Origin of the sequence: Nioella aestuarii, from assembly GCF_050896395.1 — a bacterium.
Lineage (GTDB): Bacteria > Pseudomonadota > Alphaproteobacteria > Rhodobacterales > Rhodobacteraceae > Nioella > Nioella aestuarii.
On sequence record NZ_JBPBBA010000043.1, the window covers coordinates 1 to 23,149 of the forward strand.

Below are 23,149 nucleotides of genomic sequence, written 5' to 3' on the forward strand. Positions count from 1 at the left end.
GATAACACCCCCCAAACCCCCATAACAAACGATAACACACAAATACGTGTGAAAAATACGATTACAGAATCGGAAACTCTGCGGATTGCGGCATGTCACGAGAGAGAAAAAGGAAGTGATTCCCCCTGATCACGCTTTGATGGATCTGAGAATCACATTGGTCTGTGCAGACGCCACCGCAGGGATGCGGAACAGGAATTGTTCGAGGAAGCGGTTATATGCGTCGATATCGGCGCAGGTCACATGCAGGTGATAGTCAGCCTGACCAGTCGTGGCATGACAAGCGCGGACCTCTTCGCGATGCTTAACGGCACGGATGAAGGCGGTCAGCTGTTCGGGATCGTGACGGGTCAGTTGCACATGTACGATCGCTTTGAACCCAAGCCCGCGTTTCGCATCATTGATGCGGACACCGTAGCCTTCGATCACACCCGCCTCTTCCAATGCCCGCACCCGTCGCCAGCAGGACGAGGCAGACAGTCCCACCTTCTCGGCCAGATCGGCATTCGAAATGCGGCTGTCTTTTTGTAGGGCGCTGAGGATCTGTTCGTCGATCCCGTCCAGTTCTGACATTCTGTTCCCCTTCATCAATGATTTAAGGGAGAATATTTCACAAGAATGCTATATCGGCAACAAAAATGGTCAGATTGGCCATTTTGCATGGGATACTCTGTCACCCAAGGACAGGAGCCCAAAATGACCGCACAGCCCCCGCATTTCGACACCTATCACCTGGATGACCGCTATGCCCGGGCCGAGGGTCGCGTATTCCTGACCGGAACGCAGGCGCTTGTTCGGGTGATGCTGGATCAGGCACGGCGGGATAGGTCTGCTGGACTGAAGACAGCCGGGTTTGTCTCAGGCTATCGCGGCTCACCGCTTGGCGGGTTGGATCAAGAGATGTGGCGGCAAAAGGCGCGGCTGTCCGAGAACCGGATCGAGTTTTTGCCTGCGGTCAACGAAGACCTTGGCGCGACGGCAGTTCTGGGCGCTCAACAGGCCTCGCTTGATCCTGATTGCGAGGTCGAGGGCGTGTTTTCCATGTGGTACGGCAAAGGGCCGGGGGTGGACCGTTCGGGCGATGCGCTGAAACATGGCAATGCCTACGGCTCTGCGCCCAAGGGTGGCGTGCTGGTGGTTGCGGGCGATGATCATGGCTGCGTGTCGTCTTCGATGCCGCATCAGTCGGACGTGGCCTTCATGGCCTGGTTCATGCCGACGCTGAACCCTGCCAGCATTGAGGAATATCTCAGCTTTGGGGCTTATGGCTTTGCCCTGTCACGGTTTTCCGGCACCTGGGTCGGGTTCAAGGCGATCTCGGAAACGGTTGAGGCAGGGCAATCTGTCGAGATCCCGGCTGATCGTGTGTTCGTCCAGCCCGATTTCACCGCCCCGCCGGGCGGGCTGCATGTGCGCCCGTCCGACATGCCAAGCCCGGAAATCGAAACCCGCATCGGGGCCAAGCTGGAGGCGGTCGAAGCCTTCGTGGAGGCCAATCCCATCGACCAGCGGATCTATGACATCCCCGATGCGCGCTACGGCATCGTGACCACCGGCAAGGGGCATCTCGATCTGATGGAGGCGCTGCGGCTGCTTGGGTTGGATGAGGCCGCCTGCCGCCGGCTTGGCATCGACATCTACAAGGTCGGCATGGTCTGGCCGCTCGCACGCCGCGATGCGCTGGCCTTCGTGTCCGAGAAAGAGGAAGTGCTGGTCGTCGAGGAAAAGCGCGGCATCATCGAGAGCCAGTTCAAGGAGTATTTCTATGATTGGCCCGGTCACAAGCCGCAACGTATGGTGGGCAAACACCGGGCTGCCGGTGATCCACTGATCCCCTGGACAGGGGAACTAAGCCCATTGTTGCTGGTTCCGGTCGTGGCCGAACGGTTGCACGCGTTCTTTCCGGACGAGAATCTTCTGCGAAAGGCCCGCGCCTTGACGGAAAAGCCCGCCCCGGTCCTAAGTGTTCCGGGTGCGACCCGCACCCCTTATTTCTGTTCCGGGTGCCCGCACAATACATCCACGAAACTGCCCGACGGCAGCGTCGCCAATTCCGGGATCGGCTGCCATGTCATGGCCGGTTGGATGGACCGCAGCACGCTCGGATACGCACAGATGGGCGGCGAAGGGGTTCCATGGTCAGTGGCGTCCCGGTTCACCGGCAAAGGGCACCGGTTTCAGAACTTGGGCGAGGGAACCTGGTATCACTCTGGCTCTCTGGCGATCCGTCAGGCGGTCGCTGCGGGGGCCAATATCACCTACAAGATCCTCTATAATGACGCGGTGGCAATGACCGGAGGACAGCCGGTGGATGGCCCTGTCAGCCCCGCCGCCGTGGCGCAGACCTGTCGGGCCGAAGGCGTAGAGCGGATCGCGGTTGTGTCGGATGATATCGACAAGTTCAGACGCAGCGACTTTCCGGCGAATACCAGCTTCCACGACCGGACGGATCTGATGCCGGTGCAGCGGGAGTTGCGGGAGGTCAAAGGCGTCTCGGTTCTTCTATACGAACAGACCTGCGCAACCGAAAAGCGACGCCGCCGCAAGCGCGGCAAGATGGAGGATCCCAAGCGGTTTGCCTATATCAACCCACTCGTGTGCGAGGGTTGCGGCGATTGTTCGGTGGAATCGAACTGCCTGTCGATCGAACCGCGAGAGACGGAGTTCGGCCGAAAGCGAAAGGTCAACCTATCAACCTGCAACAAGGATTTCTCCTGTCTTAACGGCTTCTGCCCCAGTTTCGTAACGGTGGAGGGCGGTGAACGACGCAAGCCTGCCCCGGTGGCGCTGGATCTTGAGGCGTTGAAGGCGGGGTTGCCGGTGCCCGCCGAACCGAGCCTGTCGCGCCCCTTCGATCTGCTGGTGGCTGGTGTGGGTGGCACCGGGGTGGTCACTGTGGGCGCATTGATCACCATGGCGGCACATCTGGAAGGCAAGGGGGCCAGCGTGCTCGACTTCACCGGGTTCGCACAGAAATTCGGAACTGTTCTGGGCTATGTGCGGATCGGGCGGACGCCTGGCGCGATCAACCAGGTTCGGATCGAACGTGGATCGGCGGATGCGGTGATTGGCTGCGATGCAGTCGTATGTTCCTCGCCCAAGGCGTCCGTCCACTATCGGAAGGGCACCGGCGTGGTGCTGAACCGGGCCGAGATGCCGACGGGCGATCTGGTGCTGCACCGCGACGCGCAGTTGAGAATAGCCGAGCGCGAGGCACTGATCCGGGCCACGGTTGGGGATGATCTGCTGGCCTTTGACGCCAACTTTGCCGCGGAAAAACTGATGGGGGATAGTGTTTTCGCCAACATCATGCTGCTCGGGGCCGCGTTCCAGAAAGGGTTTGTGCCGGTCAGCGAGATGGCGTTGAAGCAGGCAATTTTGCTGAATGGCGTGGCGGTGGACAAGAACGCCATGGCCTTTGATCTGGGCCGGGTCATGGCAGCAAAGCCAGAGCTTTTGGGCGATATGCTGGACGATCCCGCGCCGAAGCGGCAGACGGTGGATCAGATGATTGCCACCCGCGCGGCATTTCTTACGGCGTATCAGGATGCACGCTATGCACAGCGGTATTCTGACAGGCTTGCGGCGTTCCGGGCGGCTGTTCCCGAGGCGTCTGATGATGTGGTTGCGGCGGCGGCTAAATCGCTTTTCAAGGTGATGGCCATCAAGGATGAATACGAGGTAGCGCGACTGTTCACAGAGACAGGCTTCGACGCCGAACTGGCCGAGCAGTTTGACGGTAACTACCGTGTCGTCCATCATTTGGCGCCGCCAATCCTGTCCTTGAGTCGGGATGACCGCGGCCGCCCGTTGAAACGCCGCTTTGGTCCTTGGGTACGGCACCTGTTCAAAGGGCTGGCCAAGGCACGCAGGCTGCGCGGCACATGGGCCGATCCGTTCCGCTTCAGTGCAGACAGAAAGCTGGATCGGGACGTGTTGGAGTGGTTCGAACATGTGCTGGACCATGTGGAGCGTAACTTTGATCCCGAAACCGCGCTGGCACTGCTTTCCGCACCAATGGACATAAGAGGCTATGGCCCGGTGCGAGAGCACGCGGCCGCAAAGGTCCGCGCCGGAATGCCCGAGGGGTTGCGTTGACTTGACTTCCCCTATGCCGCTGCCGCTGATGGGGCGGCAAGGAAAGGCTCCGGGATGCAAGCGGATTACGCAATCATTGGCGGCGGGATCGTCGGGCTATCGGTAGCCTGGGGGCTGCAACGGCGCGGGTTGCGCGTGGTCGTGCTGGATGGCAGTGACGGAGACTTCCGCGCCAGCAGGGGCAATTTCGGGCTGATCTGGGTGCAGGGCAAGGGCCTGAAGGAGCCACGCTATGCGGCCTGGACACGACGCTCGGCAAATGCCTGGGCCGCGTTTGCGTCAGAGCTTAGCGATGGCACCGGGCGCGATCTGTGGCTGAAGCAGGATGGTGGCTATGAGATCTTTTTCGAGGAAGAGGAAATGGCCCGAGCTGCAACAGCTTACGAGGGGCTGAAAGCGAACCTTGGCGGTGACTACCCTTTTGAGCTTCTTGGCGGCAATGCACTCCGGCAAGAGGAACCGGCGATCGGCCCCAAGGCAGTGGGCGCGATCCTCCATGCAGAAGATGGCCACACCAGCCCGCTATTGCTGCTGCGCGCCCTGGCAGATGATGTCCGGCGCCTTGGCGGGCAGGTTCTGACGGGCAAACAGGTGGTGGCGGTGGAGCGGCCCGACGGGTTCCGCGTTGCCTGCGCGGATGGAACGCGTGTCGATTCAGGCAAGCTGGTGCTGGCGGCAGGGCTTGGGGCTGCGGTGCTTGGACCGATGTTGGGGTTTCAGGCCAAGGTGCGGCCTCAGCGGGGGCAAATCCTGATCACCGAGAAGCTGCCGAAACTGCTTAATCGCCCGACGGTCGATTTACGGCAGGTGGAAGAAGGTGGTTTTCAGATCGGAGCCACGAATGAAGAGGTTGGCTTTGACGACCACACAACACAGCCGGCAATGGCGCGGCTGGCGGCGCGCGCGGTCGAGACGATCCCGGCTCTGGCGCGGGCACAATTGGTCCGGTCCTGGGGGGCGCTTCGGGTGATGACCCCGGACGGGCTGCCGATCTACCAGGAAAGCGAAACCATGCCGGGGGCGTTTCTGGTGACATGCCACAGCGGCATCACGCTGGCCGCTGCCCATGCGTTCTGTCTGCCGGACTGGCTGGAAGCGCGGGCCGATGCGCCGGATCTGTCGGCTTTTTCCGAAGCGCGCTTTTCGCTTTAGCCCGCTTGTCGCGGCACGAGGGCATGGATATGCAGGCTGCAAGGTCTGGCCCACCATGGTGGCGGTGCCGACCATATCCAGTAAGGACATCCCCGATGATCGAACGTTTCGAAACCGGCACCCGTATGAGCCAGTTCGTCAAGCACAATGGCACCGTCTATCTGGCCGGGCAGGTCGGCGAAGGCGCAACCGTCGCAGATCAGACCCGCGACTGCCTGGCCCAGGTGGAACGCCTGTTGGCCGAAGCTGGATCGAGCACCGATAAGATGCTGCAGGCCATCATCTGGCTGGCGGACATGGCCGATTTCGCCGAGATGAACGAAGTATGGGACGCTTGGGTTCCTGCTGGTCACGCCCCGGTGCGCGCCTGTGGTGAGGCCAAGCTGGCGGCACCGAAATACCTGGTGGAAGTGATCATCGTCGCGGCCTGCTGAGACGCTGTTCGGTCATTATCGCATTCTGGCTGGCTGGCTTGGAGCTTACGGGCAGCCAGCCGCGTGTGAAATGAGGCGATAAAGGCGCTTCGAAGCGCCTTTCCACGGGCCTTCCAAGGCCCGTCCCCCCCTCTGGGCAATTGCAGGCCCGGTCTTAGTAATCGCGTTCGAAGAACACACCGATGCTGCTATCGCCATCGGTGCTAAACCCGCCGCGCGCGGTGATATTGGGGGTGAGGTCGAGGTTGAGGGAGATCTCCGCCTCACCATCCGCGCCGATTTCAGCGTCGGTATAGATATTGTCCGAAATATAGCGTCCCACGCGCAGGCTGGCATTGCCCTCTGAATCGGTTGAAAGGTCCAGATCGTCGATGCCAAGCTGGTCACGCAGGCCACCGATGAGCCCCTGACCACCGGCAACTCCGGAAACCGCGTCGACCAGTTGCAGCGCTTGTACCGGTGACAGGCTGGTGGCGCTGCGGCCAAAGAATAGCCGGGCGAGGATTTCATCCTGCGGCAGATCGGGGACCGAACTGATGATCAATTCCGGGGCCGAGGCCGGGCCTTCGATGGTAATCAGCGCCGTGACATCGCCGGTCTGAGTGCCTGCGACGACCCTGAGATAGGGGTCGAAACTGCCTTGCAGGCTGGCTGTCGCCTCAGAGATATCAAAGCGCTGGCCAAGGAAGGACAGTCGCCCGCGGATCAGCTCGAACTGGCCCGATGGCGCAACGGCTGCGCTGCTGCCACCAAGGCGGATCGTCCCGCCAAGCTCTGCATCCAGGCCGCTGCCACGCAGGAAAATGCGCGAAGGGGCCGCGATGGTCAAATCAAGCGTGACCGGAGCACCGGCTCCACCGCCGCCGGTGTCAATCAGCCCGGCACGGTCGCGGGTTGCGTACTGTGCGCCTGATGCGCCGACATGGGTGATTTCGGGAATCGGTTCGGATGACCCGAAACTGAGATCATCGAGCAGGACATTTGTTTCGCCCAAGCGGATCTCTCCGCTGATGTGAGGTCCGCCGGTCATGGCCCCCTCTACGGTAATGGCGGCAGTGTCGATCACGGTTTGAAACAGATCCTCTTCGGTGATCTGAACACGCGTCAGCGTGACGGCAATGCGTCCCGGCAGCCCGCGTGCCGTCAGGTCTAGCGATCCATCAAAGCCGAGCTGCCCGCCGGGTTGAATGCCGCTGCTGCCGCGCAGGCTCAGGCGGCTGCCGGTGATGTTGGCAGACAGGTCCAGCCCCTCCAGAACCATGGCCAGAGAGGGCAAAGATACCCGTGCGCCGCTGGTGGTCAGCGTGCCGCCAAGCGATGACAGAGCAGGCGGGCCAGTCAGCGTCAGATCGAACCGCGCCGTGCCACGAACCGAGCGTGGGGTGATGAACTGATCGGCCAAGGCAAGTGGCAGAGTGCCGGACAGGGCCAGATCCACGGCACCGCCGGGCAGGCCAATCTGTCCGCTCACTTCGGTTGCTAGTCCACCTTGGCCACGGGCGTCGCCCGACAAAGTCCAGGGCATCGTGTCATTGGCGCGGGTCAGGGTGAGGCTTGCGTCAACCGGACCCGAAATAGCAGAGGTGAGCAGCCCCGCATTGGCCAGCCGCGCGGTTGTGTTCAAAACGCTTGTTCCAGATGACAAACGCCCCTCGGCGCTGGCGGTCAGGGCCGTGCCGGTCAGGTCGAACCGGTCCAGATGCAGCCCTTCACCATTGCGACGCAAGGTCGTCTCGATCCGGGTTTCGCCCGCAATAAGCGCCGGCGGTATTGCATCGCCAGCCCGCAGATCCTGCGCCGTCAGATCAGCGGTGGCGTCAAATGCGCCCGACAGAAGATCGGCTTCCGCTAAGAGGGTCATCCGTGCGGCACCGTCGATATCCTGCCCTGCAAGCCCCGAGAACGCTGAGAGATCAGGCAGGGCGCCACGCAAATCAATCTCGGCCATCAGGGCGTTGTCGCCGGTTTGGAAGCGTATCGCACCAAGCAGGGTTGCCGTGTCGCCGGTCATGTTGATCCGGGATAGGTTCAGCGACGCGCCCTGCTGCCAGTCTGCGCGCAAAGACATCCGCGCGGCGCGGCCAAGGGCGGCTTGCAGATCGGGGTTGGTATGTCGCATCCCCTCTAACGCGGCCAGCAGATCGGCCGTGACCGCGAAGGTCCCGGTATCCGGTGGTGTGATGATGCCCGACAGGGTCAGATCCGCGCGGTCCATCCCGAAATCACCTGCTTGCAGGTCGGAAATCCTCGTCTCCCCGGTCCAGCCATTGCCGCTGGCGCGATCATAGCCAAGGGTCAGATGCATATCCGTCAGGCTTACCGGAGCGCCGGGAATGGGCAGACGCACAGGGCCGCCGCTGGCGTTAGAGATCAGCCCCGCCACTTGAAAACGAAGCGGCGTGTTGTCGGAAGCGAGGGCGGCGGTGCCTTCCAATGACAGCGATTGGCTGGTTAGCGCAAAGCTGTCCAGAACCGTGCCGCCATCCGCTGGCCGCGTCAGAACCGCGTTGAGCCCGGTTTGAGAGCCGAAGAAGCCTTGATATTCCGGCAGCACCAAATGAGTGATATCGCCGGTCAGCGCTGTGCTGATCCGATGTGTGCCGTCCGCGTCACGGGCCGAGACAAGCGTGCCGCTGACGCGCGGTTCCCCGTCAGTCACCAAAGCCAGGTCTATGGTCAGATCGTCCAGCGGACCGGCACCGGCAAGCTCCAGATTGACGGAGGGATCGTTGGGAATGCCCAGAAGCGTGACGGCAATGCCGCCGGGGGCCTCTGCCAAGGTCAAGGACAGGTCGAGATGCGAAGTTTCATTCTCGAACCCGGCCGAGAGCGCAAATCGCCCCTCCGGTCCGTCCAGCCGGTCCAGCATCAGTTCAGCGCGACCATCGCCGCCGACCAGGTTGGCCGACCCCGCAAGCGTTGCCGTAACGGGAAATCCCAAAAGCGGCGCGCCAAGCTCTATCCGGTCAATGGCCAGGTCGTTCAGGGCGATGGAAACCGGCAGTTCGGGCAACTGAAACGCGGTCGCCTCTGGCGCGGTCGGGGCGGGCTCACCCATGGGCAAGCGGTCCAGAACGATGCGGGCGGCGGCCAGCCGGTCAACCTCTAGCGCGCCGCGCAGAAGGGCAGACCGCGTCCAGGTCAGTTCGGCGTCTTCGATGGTCAGCCAGACACCGTCCGCATCAGAGATGGTCAGCAGATCCAGCGTCGCAGTGGAACTCAGCGCGCCCTGAAACCCCTCGATCCTGACCTGACGGGCCGCCCCGTCCGACAGCGCCCCTTCGATCAGTTGCACAATGCGACCGCGGTCATCCTCTTGCGCGTAAAGGGGCAGGGCGAAGAGCAGTGCCAGCGATATGATCAGCGCGCGGATCAAAACGCCTGTCCTATGCCAATATAGAAATAGAGGTCTTCGCCAGCGTCTGCCCCACCCACGGGCGTCGCCAGATCCAACCGGATCGGTCCGACTGGCGTGTCATATCGAATGCCAAGCCCCGCACCGGTCTGCCAACTGCCGCCCGTATCCCAGTAGGAGCCCGAGGCGACATAGCCCGTATCAGCGAAGACAACCGCACCGAAATTGCCAAACAGATCCTGCCGCAGTTCCAGCGATGATCCAAAAAAGCTGCGCCCGCCGGTCTGAACGCCCCCCTGTAATGCGCCGAGTGACTGGTAGCTCTGACCGCGCACCGTGTCGGCGCCGCCGGAAAAGAACAGCCAGTCAGGCGGTAGAACCGATGTGTCTCCTCCGGCCAGCGTGCCCAGTTGCAAGCGTGCCGCTAGACGGGTGCCACCCGTTTGACCAAAAGCCATATAGGCGCGCGCGTCTGCTGTGAAGCGAGCGCCGCCAGAGCCTTGGGCAAGGGCAAACGGGGTCAATGTGCTGTCCACATACCATCCGCTTCGGGCGTCAAAAGCGTTGTCGCGGTTGTCCCAAGTCAGGCCAACGGGCAACGACAGCATGGTCACATCACGGGACGAAAAGGCGTCGGTGATCTGGCTGTAGCTGAGCTCTGCGAACAGCGATCCGCTCAGATGGTCGGAAAAGTGGTGTTCCAGCCCGGCTTCCAGATCAAGGCTGTCCACGGAGAAGGTCACTTCATCGAGATGCTCCAGCGTCACACCAAAGCTGAGCCGCGTGTCAGGGGTCAGCACCGCCGGGATGGAGTAAAAGGCCGAGGCCAGCGCATCGAAGCCGCCGTTTTCACCTCCAAGTCCGCTGACCTCTCCATCCAGGCGCAGCCGTTCTGCGCCGCCAAAAAGGTTGCGGTGCAGCCAGTAGGTGCTGAGCATCACACCGTCGGTTGACGATAGCTCCGCCCCGAAGCCAAGCCTGCGCAGCGGGGCTTCGACCAGATCGGCTTCAATCGGCAGGCTGTTATCGGGGGCCAGCGTCCCTTCCGTCAGGGCGACGGAGGTGAAAGCCCCGGTATCGCGCAACCGCCCGGCGACACGGTCCAGCGTGTCAGGGTCGAACCGGTTGCCTGAGGGAAGCCCCGCGATGCGGGCGATGGCCTCTGGCCGCATCCGGTCCTGGCCTTGCGGGATCAGCGGACCGAACAGGGCAATGGGGCCAGGGGCGAGCGTTATCTGCGCGTCCAGTTCTGCCTGCGCATGTCTTGCAGTGATCCTTTGATCGGCAATGGCGGCGGTGGCGTGGCCTTCGGAACGCCAGCCGTTGATACCGGCCTCAGCCGCTTGTCGCAGCACGCGGGTGCCAGCGGTTGCACCGGGGGCGAAGCCCTCGGGCAGCGTTGTGCCGGGGGCGAGCGGGCCGATCTCGGCGCGGCCAAGACGAAAGGCTGCGCCAGGGGTGACGGTGATTTCTACATCTTGAATGGGGGCAGGGGCGCGGAATGGCGAGATATCGGCAGCCTCGCGCCTGTCCAGCCGAATTGAAATCTCTGGTCCGAAATAGCCGCGTTCGTAAAGGGCGGCGAGCAGGCGGGAATAGTCTGACCTTGCGCTGGCAATCACGTCCTGCGCGGGCAGCGCAGCGGGGTCTTCGATGGCCATGAGCCGAGAGGCAGCGGTCAGATCCTCTTGCAACGCTTCATCTGCCCCCACAACCTGCAAAGTCACATCTGCGCGGGCCGGACCGGGCAGGGTCAGGGCAAGGGCGGACAGCAGAAGAATCGGCACATGGCGCATGTGGGCAGCTTACAGAGCGCGGCAGCAAAGCTGAATGCATACAAAGCGTGAAGTCCCCTTGGCACGCAACAATTCGCCCGTCGCAATGAAAAAGGCCGCGCGTTGCGGAAAACAACGCGCGGCCCATGGCACTTAGCCTGTCAGATCAGGCCAGATCGTAGCGATCTGCGTTCATGACCTTTGTCCAGGCGGCAACGAAGTCGTTCACGAACTTTTCTTTGTTGTCGTCCTGGGCATAGACCTCTGCGTAGGCGCGCAGGATCGAGTTCGAGCCGAAGACAAGATCAACGCGGGTGGCGGTGAACTTGGTTTCGCCGGACTTCCGGTCCTGGATTTCATAGGTGCCATTGCCCGACGGAACCCATTTGAAGCCCATATCGGTCAGGTTTACGAAGAAATCCGTGCTAAGCGCGCCGACATTGTCAGTAAACACGCCATGCGCAGAGCCGCCGTGGTTGGTGCCCATGACCCGCATTCCACCGATCAGTGCCGTCATCTCATGCGCCGTGAGGCCCATCAGTTGCGACCGGTCCAGAAGCAGTTCTTCCGGCGTTACCGCATAGTCCTTCTTCACCCAGTTCCGGTAGCCATCGGCCAGCGGTTCCAGCACGTCGAAGGCTGCGGCGTCGGTCATCTCGTCGGTCGCATCGCCACGGCCCGGGGCGAAGGGAACGGACACGTCAATGCCAGCGGCCTTGGCCGCCTGTTCCACGCCGACATTGCCGGCCAGAACGATGACATCCGCAACGCTTGCGCCATGCTTGGCGGCAATCGGTTCCAGAGCGGCCAAGACACTTGCCAGACGGGCAGGTTCGTTCCCTTCCCAATCCTTCTGCGGGGCCAGACGGATCCGGGCACCGTTTGCGCCGCCGCGATAGTCAGACTGGCGGAAGGTGCGGGCGCTGTCCCATGCGGTCGAAACCATATCGGCCACGGAAAGACCTGCCGCCGCGATATCGGCCTTGACCGCATCGACGTCATAGCCGGTGTTGCCCGCGGGAACCGGATCTTGCCAGATCAGCACTTCGGTTGGCGCATCGGGGCCGACATAGCGGGTGTTGGGGCCAAGATCCCGGTGGGTCAGCTTGAACCAAGCCCGCGCGAAACAATCGTCGAAATAGGCCGGATCGGCCATGAATTTCTGACAGATCGCATTGTAGGTCGGATCGACCTTCATCGCCATGTCGGCATCGGTCATGACCAGCATGGCCTTTTTTGACGGATCGGAGGGGTCTGCCGGCAGATGCTCTTCCTTGATGTCCACAGGCTTGAACTGGTTTGCGCCGGCGGGGGATTTGGTCAGTTCCCACTCATATCCGAACAGCAGCTCCAGATAGCCCATGTCCCATTTGGTCGGGTTTGTGGTCCATGCGCCTTCAACGCCAGAGGTTACGGCATTGGTGGCCTTGCCGCCCATGTTGGGGTTGATCCAGCCAAAGCCCTGATTTTCGATCGGCGCACCTTCGGGCTCGGCACCCAAAGCACCTGCATCGCCATTGCCGTGCGCCTTGCCGACGGTGTGGCCGCCAACGGTCAGCGCTGCGGTTTCTTCATCATCCATAGCCATGCGGGCGAAGGTTTCGCGCACCTGCGCGGCGGTCTTCATCGGGTCGGGCTGGCCGTTCACGCCTTCGGGGTTCACATAGATCAGGCCCATGTGCACGGCTGCCAGCGGGTTTTCCAGCGTCGAGGGATCGTCGAGATTCTCGTACCGGTTCTCGCTCGGGGCTAGCCATTCCTTTTCGGCGCCCCAGTACACGTCCTTTTCTGGGTGCCAGATATCTTCACGGCCAAAGGCAAAGCCAAAGGTCTTCAGACCCATATCTTCATAAGCCAGCGTACCTGCCAGCAAGATCAGGTCCGCCCAGGAGATCTTGTTGCCGTACTTCTTCTTGACTGGCCACAGCAGGCGGCGGGCCTTGTCGAGGTTGCCGTTGTCGGGCCAGGAGTTCAGAGGCGCAAAGCGGATGTTGCCGCCACCGCCGCCGCCACGACCATCGGCCAGACGGTAGGACCCGGCGGAATGCCACGCCAGGCGAATCATCAGGCCGCCATAGTGGCCCCAGTCTGCTGGCCACCAGTCCTGGCTGTCGGTCAGCAGAGCCTTGACGTCGGCCTTGACCGCGTCAAAGTCCAGGTCCTTGACTTCTTTGCGGTAATTGAACTCGGCGCCCAGTGGGTTGGTCTTGGTGTCATGCTGATGCAGGATGTCGAGGTTCAGCGTGCTCGGCCACCAATCGGTGACGCCGGTTTCCACCTTGGTGTTGGCACCGTTCATTACCGGGCATTTGCCCATGTCATTTCCGTCCATTGTATCCTCCGATCGTGGAATCGTTCTTGTGTTCCGGGCTAGCGCGTCATTCTGGATATCGCCTGAAAAACAAGGGGCCGGATCGGTCTGGCCGGGCTTGCTTGTGCAGGGCGTCTTCGTCCCGACGTGCATTTTCTGGAATGGTTCTAACAAATGCAATGGATTTGTTTAAGTTGCATTTTCCAATTGTCATTATAACTTCAAATTATGGATAATTTCTCGCTTCGCCAACTCAGATATTTCGAGGCACTCGCGCAGCATGGCCATTTCGGCCGCGCGGCCGAGGCGTGTGCCATTTCTCAGCCAGCCCTCTCGGTCCAGATCAGAGAGCTGGAAGAAACGCTTGGAACCGCGCTCTTCGAACGGAGCGCACGGCAGGTTCGATTGACCGGCTTTGGTGAAGATGTGGCCAAGAAAGTGCGCGATATCCTGCGCGGGGCGGACGAACTGGCCGATTTCGCGCGCCTGTCGCAGGATCATCTGGCGGGGCGTCTGCGGATCGGGGTTATCCCCACAATCGCACCCTATCTGCTTCCCACAATCATTGGCGAACTTGGTGCGCGCTATCCCGGACTGGATTTGCGCTTGCGGGAAACGCTGACGCCTCGACTGATACTGGAATTGGCAGAGGGGCGGCTGGACACGGCCATTGTGGCGCTGCCGGTGTCAGAGCCGTCTTTTACGGAGGTTCCCCTGTTCAGCGAAGACTTTGTGCTTGTGCGCCCAAGCGCCGATGCAGACAAACCGGTGCCGAATGCGGATAGCCTGCGGGAAATGCGCCTGCTGCTGTTGGAGGAAGGGCATTGTTTTCGCGATCAGGCGCTGTCGTTTTGCAGCATGACATCAGCGCTGCCGCGCGAGTTGCTGGATGGCAGTTCCTTGTCCACCCTCGTGCAGATGGTGGGGGCGGGAATTGGCGTGACCCTGATTCCGGAAATGGCGGTGCCGGTGGAAACCCGATCCGCCCCCGTGTCGCTGGCCCGGTTTCCCGATCCGCGCCCGTCCCGGCAAATCGGGATGATCTGGCGAAACAGCAACCCGCTGGCGGATCAGCTTCGGCAGGTGGCAGAGGTGGTACGTCTTTCGGCGGAAACGCTGAGCGCGCGCAATGCGGCGCTAACCGTCGGCGCGCAGATGCGGCAAAGCAATTGACCTGATTTGGCAATGCTATAGGTGTACCGACAATTGCCCGAACGGGTCGCTTTGTGCCAAGCTGGTTCGCACAGGCTATTTGACCTGATCAGATTTGAAGATCGCGGAGAAACTGACGTGAACATGACCCGGACCCTTGCCGCCGCCCTGATGCCTTTGCTGCTGACTGCCTGTGCAGAACCGGTGCCAGAGGATGACGGCCTGCCGGGGCTTCCGGTAGAGATCACCGAAGAGATTATCGCGTTGGTTGACCCGTCGCAAAGCCTCGCCTCTGTGCGGATTTTGCCCGAGGATGGGTGCTATTGGTATCGCTATTCCGGCCCCGTCGAAACGACCTACCTGCCGTTGCGCACTGCCGAGGGGCGCCGGATCTGTAGCGAGCGGGCAGCCGAGATTGCCGCCACCGCCGAAGCGGAAAGACTGGCCGCCGAAGCCGCCGCCGCTGATGCAGAATCGGCAGGTCTGGGAACCTGATTTCAGGACGGCTTAGCTTTCAGCGGAGACCCAGTTGTCAGCAGGGTAAAGCGTGGCGGTTACGCCCACATCCACATTGTCGTAAAGCCCGATGATATGGGCCATCACCATGCGCACGCAGCCGGAACTGGCGCGGTGCCCGATGGACCATGGCTGCGGCGTTCCGTGAATGCGCAGATAGGTGTCACGCTGCCCGACATAGAGGTAAAGCGCCCGTGCGCCGAGCGGGTTTTCAGGGCCGCCGGGCATACCATCGGCAAATTCCGCATAGGAGGGATCGCGCTCGATCATGTTGGCGGTCGGGGTCCATGACGGCCAGCGAGCCTTGCGGCCGATCGTGTAGGTACCGGGTTCATAGAGATCATCGCGACCAATCGCGACGCCATAGCGCATCGCGGTGCCATCATCCTGAATGTGGTACAAATAACGCGCCACTGCATCCACATGGATGTCACCCGCTCTCAGGCCGGCATTCGCCTCGACCCGCGTGGGCAGAAACCGCGGCTCAATCCCCCAGGGGTTACTCACTGCGGGGTTGTAATTGGCGGGCGTGACCAGCGCATCCCATCCATCCCAATTGGCCGGCGTCGCCAAGGCTGGTCCGGCAATGGGTGCCGAAAACAGGGCGGCAGTCGTCATGATGAAATGGCGCCTGCTAAGCATGTCGCGTCTCCGATTCGAAATTATTTGGGCCTCAGCCCACTAATTTGGGGGTCATCAGGGTTTCAGACAAGCTTTGCAAGGGCTTCACTCCGTCACATCTGCGTGTGGCATGTCCTTGCCGATGCCGGATTTAGCCGCGCACCCGCTGATTTTGCGGATCATAGGGGCAGGGTGGGATCACCTCTGCCGGGACACGATCCCCAAGCAGGTCAAGCTCCAACACAGTGCCTGGACGGGCCAGCGAGGGGTCGACGAAGGCATAAGCCAGGTTCATGCCCACCCGGTGCCCCCAATCGCCGGAGGTCACTGTTCCCGCCACCCGGTCCCCGACCATGATGGATGAACCCGGTGTCGCGGGTCGGTCTGTGGTGTCGATGCGCAAGGTGGCCAATGTGCGCCTAGGGCCTTCTTGCGCCCGTGCTTCAAGCGCCTGTTTCCCAACGAAATCAGCCTTTTCTAGTGTCACAAACCGATCCAGACCCGTTTCAAACGGGTCAAACTCTGTCAGCAGGTCCGCTTTCCAGTGCAGGTATCCCTTTTCCATTCGCATGGATTCGATGGCGCGGGCCCCGAAGAGGCGAAGGCCATGCGCTTCACCTGCTTTGCGCAAGGCAAGATAGGCCGCGTAAAGCTGGTTGTTGGGGACGTGAATTTCATAGGCGAGTTCGCCCGAAAAGCTGACTGACATGACCGTTGCCGGGGCAATGCCTACGAAACATTCCCGCACTGAGAGCCATGGGAAAGCCTCTGCTGACCAGTCGCCACGCGACGCGGCGGACAGAACGGACCGCGCTTTCGGACCCGCGAGAACCAGAATTGTCATGTCATTGGTGAGCGACTTGATCTGCACATCTTCCTCGGGCCGCAGGTGGCGTGTCAGCCAGTCCATGTCATGGCTTTCTGCCGCAGCGGCCGATCCGTACCAGATGCGATCCGACCCGCGGGGGGAGGCCGGCAGGTTGGCGATGGTCGCCTCGGATTTGATCATCCCATGATGGTTGAGCAGATATCCCAGCCCGACCTTTCCGGGTTTGCGCGTCACCCGACCGCAAATCATTCGGTCAAGAAAATCATGGGCATCCTCACCGGTGATCTCGTAGCGGTTGAAGCCGTTGACCTCTGCAAGCCCGACGCCTTCGCAGATGGCTGTCACATCGCGCGCAACAATGTCGAACACCTCGTTGAAGCGAAAGCTGAGTGTTTCGTGGAAATCGGGCGAGGGCTTGAGAAACTCCATCCTTTCCCAGCCATTCACCACTGTGAATTCTGCGCCCTCTGCCGCCAGAACCGGCGTCAGCGGTGTGGTTTTGATAGGCCGCCCGGCGGGGCGATGCTCGTGGGGAAAGTGAAAGCGAAACTCGTTTTGATAGTCCTCGATGGCCTTCAGTGCACAAAGCTCCACATTGCCGTGGCCTGTGAAGCGTCGCGGGTCCAGTACCCAGGTGTCGTAGCAGGCTTCGCCATGGACGATCTGTTGCGCCAGCAGCCAGCCATGTCCGCCACCTTCCCCAAGCCCGGCCCTGAGGCCAATAATGCAGAACGCATTTCGCTTTCCGGGAATGGGGCCGACAAGGGGGGCGCCGTCGATGGTGTAGGTGATCGGGCCGTTCACCACGGTATGAACGCCCACCTCCATCAATGCGGGCATCCGCGCAAACGCACCTTCCAGAACATCGGTCACCCGGTCCAGGTCGTCGGGGCATAGCGCGTTGACGAAATTGGGGTCGATCCCGTCCATGCCCCAGGTCTTGCACCCCTGTTCGTAAAACCCAAGCAGCAGGCCGTTCTTTTCCTGTCGGCAGTAGTAATCGCTGATCGGGCAGCGCAGCAGCGGCATCCGGTGGCCAGCATCGCGGATCGCTGGAATCTCTTCGGTCAGGAAATACTGGTGTTCCATCGACATGACGGGGTGATGCACGCCCATCATCGCGCCGACTTCATTTACGCGGTACCCACAGGCATTCACCACCACATCGGCGTGAATCTCGCCTTTGGGTGTCTCAACGATCCAGGTATCATCCCTTAGTTGCCGCAGCCCGGTGACGGGCGTGTGCCTGTGCACCTCGGCCCCGGCATTTCGGGCGCGGCGCGCCAGCGCCTGGCACAGTTGTGCCGGGTCGATATCGCCGTCCATGGGGTCCCACAGGCCGCCGATCAGGTTCTCGGTCGAAATCAGCGGATGCCGCCGGGCGCATTCGGCTGCGTCGATCACCTCGAAATGCACTCCCATCCCCCGCGCCATCGAGGCGAAATGTCGGTAGCCGTCCATCTGCGCCTCGGTGTTCGCAAGCCGGATGCCACCGTCACCGTGATGATAATTGATTGGATAATCCGGGTCGTCGGCCAATTCCTTGTAGAGCGCAATGGAATGGCTTTTCAGTCCGACCATTGTCTGGTTCATCCCGAAATTCGTCACCTGCGCCGCAGAATGCCATGTGGTGCCGGATGTAAGCTCATCGCGTTCCAGCAGCATGACATCGGTCCAGCCCTCTTGAGTCAGGTGGTAAAGCGTGGAGCATCCGGCGATGCCGCCACCGATCACGACGGCCTTAGTGCGGGTTTTCATGGGGCTGTGTCCTCTGGCTTTCCACAGATCGTCAGATGTTCGGCGCTTTACGGCAAGTCCCGCGAGCTTCTTTCGAAAAAGTCGAATTAAGCTTGGGAAAATCTGCGTCGCAGGCTGCTTTGAGTTGCCAGGCGAGGCCCGACTGGTCTTTGCTGTCTTGTGACAGCACAGGAGAGGACGGGATGAAGCCAGCGGGCAGGCGATCAGGCGGGCGGCGTGACAGGCTTGCTGCGCGGGCCAAGGGGCCCGAAAACCCCTGTCCCCCCGGTCAGCGCGGCGGGCAATACGCGCCGCTGTCAGAACTGGAGATGCGCGCGATCTATGACACGGCCCTGCGCCTGCTGGCAGAGCTTGGTATGGGTGAGGTGCCCGACCGGCTGCGCCGCGATCTGATCACGGCGGGCGCAGTGGAGGCCGCGAATGGGCGGGTCCTGTTCCCGCAATCGTTGACCGAAGATGCCATCAATGCCGCCGCGAAGAGGTTCGTCTTGCACGGGCAGGATGATGCGCGATCCATCGAAGTGGGCGGCGAGGCCGTGCACTTCGGCACTGGCGGCGCCGCTGTGCAGACCTTGGATATGGAAACCGGCCTCTACCGTCCATCGACCTTGCAAGACCTGCGTGATTTCACCAGGCTTCAGGATGTTCTGCCCAATGTCAGCTGGTTCACGCGCTGTTGCGTGGCCACCGATCTGCCCGACGAATTCTCGCTTGATGTTAACACCGTGCACGCGCTGGTCAGCAACACCACGAAACCGGTCGCGACCTCATTTACCTTGGCCCATCACGTTGCCCCGATTGTCGAGATGCTTGATCTCGTCGCCGGGTCCGAGGGCGGGTTTTCCCGAAGGCCCTTCGTAAAGGCCCATATCAGCCCGGTTATCTCGCCCATGCGGTTCGGGGAGGATGCGGTTGATGTGGTTTATGAGTGCATCGCCCACAACATCCCGATGTCCTGCATTACCGCCGCACAATCGGGCGCGACGGCACCAGCCACTTTGGCAGGCTTTCTTGCGCAGTCGCTGGCGGAGACGTTGGCGAGCCTTGTGATGGTCCACGCGTTAAAGCCCGGTCATCCGATGGTGTTTTCCAACTGGCCGCTGGTGATCGACCTGCGCACCGGGGCGTTCGCGGGTGGGGGCGGTGAAATCGCCGTTATGAACGCGGCCTCGGCACAGCTGTCGAATTGGCTTGGGCTGCCGTCCGGCGTTGCGGCGTCCATGACCGACGCCAAGGCCATTGACGCGCAATATGGCATGGAAAAGGGTCTGACCGCGCTGGCGGCGGGGCTAGCGGGGGGCAATCTGATCTATGAAAGCTCTGGCATGACGGCGTCGTTGCTTGGGGCCAGTTTCGAGGCCTTCGTGATCGATAACGAAATGCACGCCGCTATTTACCGTATGCTGCGCGGGGTGGAGGTCAGCGAGGATACGCTCGGCTTCGACACGATCTGCGATGTGGTCCTTGGCGAGGGGCATTTTCTGGGGGCCGACCAGACCCATGCGGCGATGGAGCGGGACTATTACTATCCCAGCCTCGCCGACCGGGACGCGCCGATCACCTGGGCCGAGCAGGGTGCGCCGGATATGTGGGGGCGGGCCAAAGTCCGGGTGCGTGAGATCTTGCGCGATCATCAGCCCTCCTATCTGTCAGCAGAGCAGGACAGTGCAATCAGGGCGCTGTTTCCGGGCGTAATCAGGGGTTAGGCTGTCAGCAGGCGGAAATCATCGGCCAGCCAGGGATGGGCCGCAACCATCGGTGCGATAATGCGATCCTGCAACAGCGGGCGCAGGCTTTTATCCAGTGTTTCGAACAGGCTGACGGGCAGGTCTTCGGCGCGGAAGATCGACAGCCGCCGCACGAATCCGGCACCGGGCAGCGGTATGATGGCTATCTGGTCGTGGTAACGATCTGCGCTTGCAACGTTTAGCGCGGTGGTGATTGTCCAGGCCTTGCCTTCTGCGATCAGGCTCATGATGGCGGGCGTGCTCTCAAACTCCAACCGGGACGGCAGATCGAGCCGAAGTCGCTTGAGTTGCACCTCGATCCTGCGGCCCATGAGCTGCTTTTTGGAATAGCGCAGAAAGGGCAGGTCAACCCGGCCACCGACATAATCGCCCGCTGACTGTTTTTGGTCCCTTGGCACCACCAAAACATAAGGATCACGCAGAAGCGGTGCTTCGGTCAGGCGCATAACGCGGAATTCGGCAGCCGAGGCAATGCCAAGGTCGATCTCGTCGCTTTGCAACAGGGTCAGAATGTCGTGGCTAGGCCGAGAGAGAAACGAGAACTCGCAGGCGGGCAGGGCGCTTGACAGGCTGGCGGCAAGGGCTGGCGTGACCTCGGTATCGAGATCCTCGATCAACGCGATGCGAAGCGAGCGGATCAGCGCGGCAGGGTCATTTGACCAAACCTCGCTCATGCCCTTTCGCAACAAAAGCAGAGAGTCATCGACGCGGGCCAGCAGAACGTCGCCCTCTGGCGTCAGTTTCATCGGCCGCTTGCGATGGTCGATCAGGGCGACGCCAACGGCTTCTTCCAGGCAGGTCAGATGATGCGACACGGTGCTTATCGAGATATCGAGCCGCCGTGCAGCTGCCTGCACCGAGCCACTGCGCGCGACGGCCTGAAAGACCTCCAGCCATTTCAGGCTGAGCTTGCTACGTTCCATTAGCGGCCTCTGACTTCGAATAAATCGAAGCTAGAGAGTTGCGCCCCATTAGGCAATGCAAGAGTCCGAACGTGGGTCAGCAAAGCGCACGAGCTGCCACTTGCAGCGCTTTGCGCGTGACGTCCAGATCATCATCAGTGAGGGCCAGACAGGGATATGTCTTGCCGGGGGACTTGAAAATGCCATTGGCGCGCAGCGTGTCGTTATAGGTCTTTGCACGGGTGGCGTTTCCGGTCAGCACTGCGCGGTAGTCCCGTGGAGATGTCTCGCAGAACACCACTTCGAAAAGCGTCGGATCACCCACAATCCGGTAGGGGATGCCGGTCGGGTCCAGTGCCTCCCGGATCATGGTCTGGACAGTCGTACCAAGGTCGCGCAGCCGCTCGTATTGCCCCTCACGCCGCAGGATTTCGAGGCTTTTCAACCCAGCAATGGCCGCCACCGGGTTTCCCGAAAGCGTGCCGAGCTGCATAAGCCATTTGTCTGCACCGACGGCGCCTTTGTCGAAATGCGCCATGATCTCCGCGCGCCCCACGATGGCGGCCAGTGGAAAGCCCCCGCCGATCACCTTGCCGAGCGTGGCGATATCCGGTGTCACGCCGTAAAGTTCTTGCGCACCGCCATAAGCGAAGCGGAAACCGGTTACGACCTCATCGAAGATGAGCAAAATGCCATGCCGATCGGCCTCCTCGCGCAGAAGCTGCAGAAAGCCCGGCTCGGGCGGGATGATCCGTTGCAGGGGTTCGACAATGATCGCGGCGACCTCACCCCCGTGCTCGGCCAGCAGCGACCGGATGTAGTCGGGGTCGTTGAAGGGCGCGATCAGCATCTCGGCCGCAACGCTCGCGGGAATGCCGGCGCTGTCTGGCACGGCCTGCGGGAAATTCACCATCCGCGCGGGCGCAAGCGACATCTGCGCCTCGGCGCTCATCCCGTGATAGCCGCCCTCGAACTTTACGATCTTGTCTCGTCCCGTAAAGGCGCGGGCCAGCCGCATCGCGTACATGTCTGCCTCCCCGCCCGAAGAGACGTAGCGCAGTTGCTCGGCGCAGGGCACGGCACGGCAGATTTCCTCGGCCAGTTCGACGCCAAGGGCGTTGTTTGCAAAGAAGGTCATGCCCTTGGGAAGCTGTTCATAGACCGCCTCCAGCACCTCTGGATGGCCATGGCCAAGCAGCATGGGGCCGGAGCCGATCAGGTAGTCCACGTATTCCTGGCCGTCCTCATCCATGATACGCGCGCCGTGCCCTTCGCGGATGAAGACCGAGGGGTCGAAATTGCCGAAGCCCCCGCCGGGCAGGACGGCGCAGGCGCGGGCGGCCCAATCGGATTGGCTGAGAAGGGGCGTCATTGGGTCACTCCATGATCAGGTCAGGCGCGCCTAGAAGGGCACGGTCGGGGGTGATGCCGAGGCCGGGGCCCTCTGGCGGGGCGAGGCGGCCATCCTTGCGGGTCGGCCCATCAGGCGCAAGGCGCGGAGAGACGTAGCCAGAAAGGTCGCAGGTGTTGAGCAGGCGGCGCGGGTCGGTCGCGGCGGCGAGGTGACTGAGCGCCGCCGTGGTGATGTCGGAGCCCCATGTATCCTCGATGCACATCTTCGCGCCGAGGTGATAGCACAGGTCGCGCGCCGCCCGCGTGGCAGACAGCCCACCGAATTTCGACAGCTTTAGCGCCACTGCATCCATGCAGCCATGGGCGTGGGCCTTGAGCAGGCTCTCGGTGTCATGGGCCAGCTCATCAAGCTTCATCGGCAGGCCGGTCGCGGATTTCACCCGTGCACAATCCTCGATCGTGGCGCAGGGCTGTTCGAGCATGATGTCGAGATCCGCCACGGCCCGGCCCACGCGGGTGGCATCGAGCGAGGTCGCGCCGCAATTCCAGTCACCATAGACAAGGGGGCCATCGCCCACGGCCTCTCGCACCAGACGCAGCCGCGCCACATCGGCCTGCCAATCGCTGTCAGCCCCGAGCTTCACCTGGAACTGTGTAATGCCTGTGGCCTGTGTTTCACGCGCGATGCGGGCCATGTCATCGGGCGCGATGCAGGTGATGGAGTGGTAAAGCGGCATGTCTTTCGCTCTGCGCCCCCCCATAAGAACATAGAGCGGCAGCCCGGCGGCCTTGCCGGTCAGATCCCACAGCGCGATATCGAGGGCGGATTTGGCGTAACGGTGGCCGATGAGCCAGTCATTGGCCTTGCTCATCAGCGCCTCCGGGCCAATGGGATCGGCGCCGAGCAAGACGGGGGCAAGGTCGGTCAGGGCCGGGGCCACGCCGCGGGCGTAGGCGGGCAGGTAATGGGGGATCGGGCAGACCTCTCCCCACCCGGTGAGGCCGGTATCCGTCTCAAGCGCAATCACCACGGTTTCCACCGTGTCACAGGTCTTGCCGTCGGCCATGTAGTAGGTCTCATGGCTGGTCAGCGGCATGTGCCAGAGCGAGATGCGGGCGAGTTTCATGCGTGTTGTCCTGTACCT

The 23,149-nt window shown here is 61.8% G+C and carries 15 protein-coding genes; 6 read left to right on the forward strand and 9 right to left on the reverse strand.

The genetic code is table 11. The features are described 5' to 3' along the window. Window positions 1-129: 129 nt before the first annotated feature. Window positions 130-573: an Lrp/AsnC family transcriptional regulator gene (locus ACROHD_RS18115; RefSeq protein WP_432679819.1), complete on the reverse strand. Its 444-nt coding sequence runs from the start codon at window positions 571-573 to the stop codon at window positions 130-132. A gap of 123 nt (window positions 574-696) precedes the next feature. On the opposite strand from ACROHD_RS18115, the gene ACROHD_RS18120 reads away from it, so the two are divergent. The 3 genes from ACROHD_RS18120 to ACROHD_RS18130 all read left to right on the forward strand — a co-directional run bounded on the left by ACROHD_RS18120 (window position 697) and on the right by ACROHD_RS18130 (window position 5,684). Then, window positions 697-4,098, forward strand: coding sequence for an indolepyruvate ferredoxin oxidoreductase family protein (locus ACROHD_RS18120; RefSeq protein WP_432679820.1), 3,402 nt, complete (start codon window positions 697-699; stop codon window positions 4,096-4,098). A gap of 54 nt (window positions 4,099-4,152) precedes the next feature. Next, entirely contained in the window at window positions 4,153-5,250 is a 1,098-nt protein-coding gene (locus ACROHD_RS18125) for an NAD(P)/FAD-dependent oxidoreductase (RefSeq protein ID WP_432679821.1), read from the forward strand. Between the two features lie 95 nt (window positions 5,251-5,345). Then, window positions 5,346-5,684 (forward strand): RidA family protein, encoded by a 339-nt coding sequence (locus ACROHD_RS18130; protein ID WP_432679822.1) that lies wholly within the window; start codon window positions 5,346-5,348, stop codon window positions 5,682-5,684. 154 nt (window positions 5,685-5,838) lie between these two features. Here the strand turns inward: ACROHD_RS18130 and ACROHD_RS18135 are convergent, their stop codons facing one another. The 3 genes from ACROHD_RS18135 to katG all read right to left on the reverse strand — a co-directional run bounded on the left by ACROHD_RS18135 (window position 5,839) and on the right by katG (window position 13,146). Further along, window positions 5,839-9,060 (reverse strand): translocation/assembly module TamB domain-containing protein, encoded by a 3,222-nt coding sequence (locus tag ACROHD_RS18135; RefSeq protein ID WP_432679823.1) that lies wholly within the window; start codon window positions 9,058-9,060, stop codon window positions 5,839-5,841. Further along, window positions 9,057-10,835 (reverse strand): autotransporter assembly complex protein TamA, encoded by a 1,779-nt coding sequence (locus ACROHD_RS18140; RefSeq protein ID WP_432679824.1) that lies wholly within the window; start codon window positions 10,833-10,835, stop codon window positions 9,057-9,059. The genes ACROHD_RS18135 and ACROHD_RS18140 overlap by 4 nt, the downstream gene beginning before the upstream one ends. 145 nt (window positions 10,836-10,980) lie before the next feature. Next, window positions 10,981-13,146, reverse strand: a complete 2,166-nt coding sequence (gene katG / locus ACROHD_RS18145; protein WP_432679825.1) for a catalase/peroxidase HPI — start codon at window positions 13,144-13,146, stop codon at window positions 10,981-10,983. A gap of 207 nt (window positions 13,147-13,353) precedes the next feature. Between katG and ACROHD_RS18150 the strand changes: the two genes are divergently transcribed. Both ACROHD_RS18150 and ACROHD_RS18155 read left to right on the forward strand, forming a co-directional pair. Then, on the forward strand, window positions 13,354-14,298 hold the full coding sequence (locus ACROHD_RS18150; protein WP_432679826.1) for a LysR substrate-binding domain-containing protein: 945 nt from the start codon (window positions 13,354-13,356) through the stop codon (window positions 14,296-14,298). Window positions 14,299-14,421: 123 nt separating this feature from the next. Beyond that, on the forward strand, window positions 14,422-14,772 hold the full coding sequence (locus ACROHD_RS18155) for a hypothetical protein (protein WP_432679827.1): 351 nt from the start codon (window positions 14,422-14,424) through the stop codon (window positions 14,770-14,772). A gap of 12 nt (window positions 14,773-14,784) precedes the next feature. On the opposite strand, the gene ACROHD_RS18160 is transcribed toward ACROHD_RS18155, so the two are convergent. Together ACROHD_RS18160 and ACROHD_RS18165 are read right to left on the reverse strand one after the other, a co-directional pair. Further along, window positions 14,785-15,435 (reverse strand): L,D-transpeptidase, encoded by a 651-nt coding sequence (locus ACROHD_RS18160; RefSeq protein WP_432679828.1) that lies wholly within the window; start codon window positions 15,433-15,435, stop codon window positions 14,785-14,787. 130 nt (window positions 15,436-15,565) lie between these two features. Continuing rightward, complete coding sequence (locus ACROHD_RS18165) at window positions 15,566-18,001, reverse strand: GcvT family protein (RefSeq protein WP_432679829.1); 2,436 nt, start codon at window positions 17,999-18,001, stop codon at window positions 15,566-15,568. Between the two features lie 182 nt (window positions 18,002-18,183). On the opposite strand from ACROHD_RS18165, the gene ACROHD_RS18170 reads away from it, so the two are divergent. Then, complete coding sequence (locus ACROHD_RS18170) at window positions 18,184-19,707, forward strand: trimethylamine methyltransferase family protein (protein ID WP_432679830.1); 1,524 nt, start codon at window positions 18,184-18,186, stop codon at window positions 19,705-19,707. Here ACROHD_RS18170 and ACROHD_RS18175 read toward each other — a convergent pair. From ACROHD_RS18175 to ACROHD_RS18185, 3 genes are all read right to left on the reverse strand, one after another. Continuing rightward, on the reverse strand, window positions 19,704-20,672 hold the full coding sequence (locus ACROHD_RS18175) for a LysR family transcriptional regulator (protein ID WP_432679831.1): 969 nt from the start codon (window positions 20,670-20,672) through the stop codon (window positions 19,704-19,706). The genes ACROHD_RS18170 and ACROHD_RS18175 overlap by 4 nt on opposite strands. A 76-nt stretch (window positions 20,673-20,748) precedes the next feature. After that, on the reverse strand, window positions 20,749-22,023 hold the full coding sequence (locus ACROHD_RS18180) for an aspartate aminotransferase family protein (RefSeq protein WP_432679832.1): 1,275 nt from the start codon (window positions 22,021-22,023) through the stop codon (window positions 20,749-20,751). A 4-nt stretch (window positions 22,024-22,027) separates the two neighbouring features. Further along, a complete protein-coding gene (locus tag ACROHD_RS18185) occupies window positions 22,028-23,131 on the reverse strand; it encodes a mandelate racemase/muconate lactonizing enzyme family protein (protein WP_432679833.1) in 1,104 nt (367 codons plus the stop codon). Window positions 23,132-23,149: the final 18 nt, after the last annotated feature.

Coding starts and splice junctions, on each gene's coding strand:
- ACROHD_RS18115 (WP_432679819.1), bottom strand. CDS start 573: ATGTCAGAACTGGACGGGATCGACGAACAGATCCTCAGCGCCCTACAA.
- ACROHD_RS18120 (WP_432679820.1), top strand. CDS start 697: ATGACCGCACAGCCCCCGCATTTCGACACCTATCACCTGGATGACCGC.
- ACROHD_RS18125 (WP_432679821.1), top strand. CDS start 4,153: ATGCAAGCGGATTACGCAATCATTGGCGGCGGGATCGTCGGGCTATCG.
- ACROHD_RS18130 (WP_432679822.1), top strand. CDS start 5,346: ATGATCGAACGTTTCGAAACCGGCACCCGTATGAGCCAGTTCGTCAAG.
- ACROHD_RS18140 (WP_432679824.1), bottom strand. CDS start 10,835: ATGCGCCATGTGCCGATTCTTCTGCTGTCCGCCCTTGCCCTGACCCTG.
- katG (WP_432679825.1), bottom strand. CDS start 13,146: ATGGACGGAAATGACATGGGCAAATGCCCGGTAATGAACGGTGCCAAC.
- ACROHD_RS18150 (WP_432679826.1), top strand. CDS start 13,354: ATGGATAATTTCTCGCTTCGCCAACTCAGATATTTCGAGGCACTCGCG.
- ACROHD_RS18155 (WP_432679827.1), top strand. CDS start 14,422: ATGACCCGGACCCTTGCCGCCGCCCTGATGCCTTTGCTGCTGACTGCC.
- ACROHD_RS18160 (WP_432679828.1), bottom strand. CDS start 15,435: ATGCTTAGCAGGCGCCATTTCATCATGACGACTGCCGCCCTGTTTTCG.
- ACROHD_RS18165 (WP_432679829.1), bottom strand. CDS start 18,001: ATGAAAACCCGCACTAAGGCCGTCGTGATCGGTGGCGGCATCGCCGGA.
- ACROHD_RS18170 (WP_432679830.1), top strand. CDS start 18,184: ATGAAGCCAGCGGGCAGGCGATCAGGCGGGCGGCGTGACAGGCTTGCT.
- ACROHD_RS18175 (WP_432679831.1), bottom strand. CDS start 20,672: ATGGAACGTAGCAAGCTCAGCCTGAAATGGCTGGAGGTCTTTCAGGCC.
- ACROHD_RS18180 (WP_432679832.1), bottom strand. CDS start 22,023: ATGACGCCCCTTCTCAGCCAATCCGATTGGGCCGCCCGCGCCTGCGCC.
- ACROHD_RS18185 (WP_432679833.1), bottom strand. CDS start 23,131: ATGAAACTCGCCCGCATCTCGCTCTGGCACATGCCGCTGACCAGCCAT.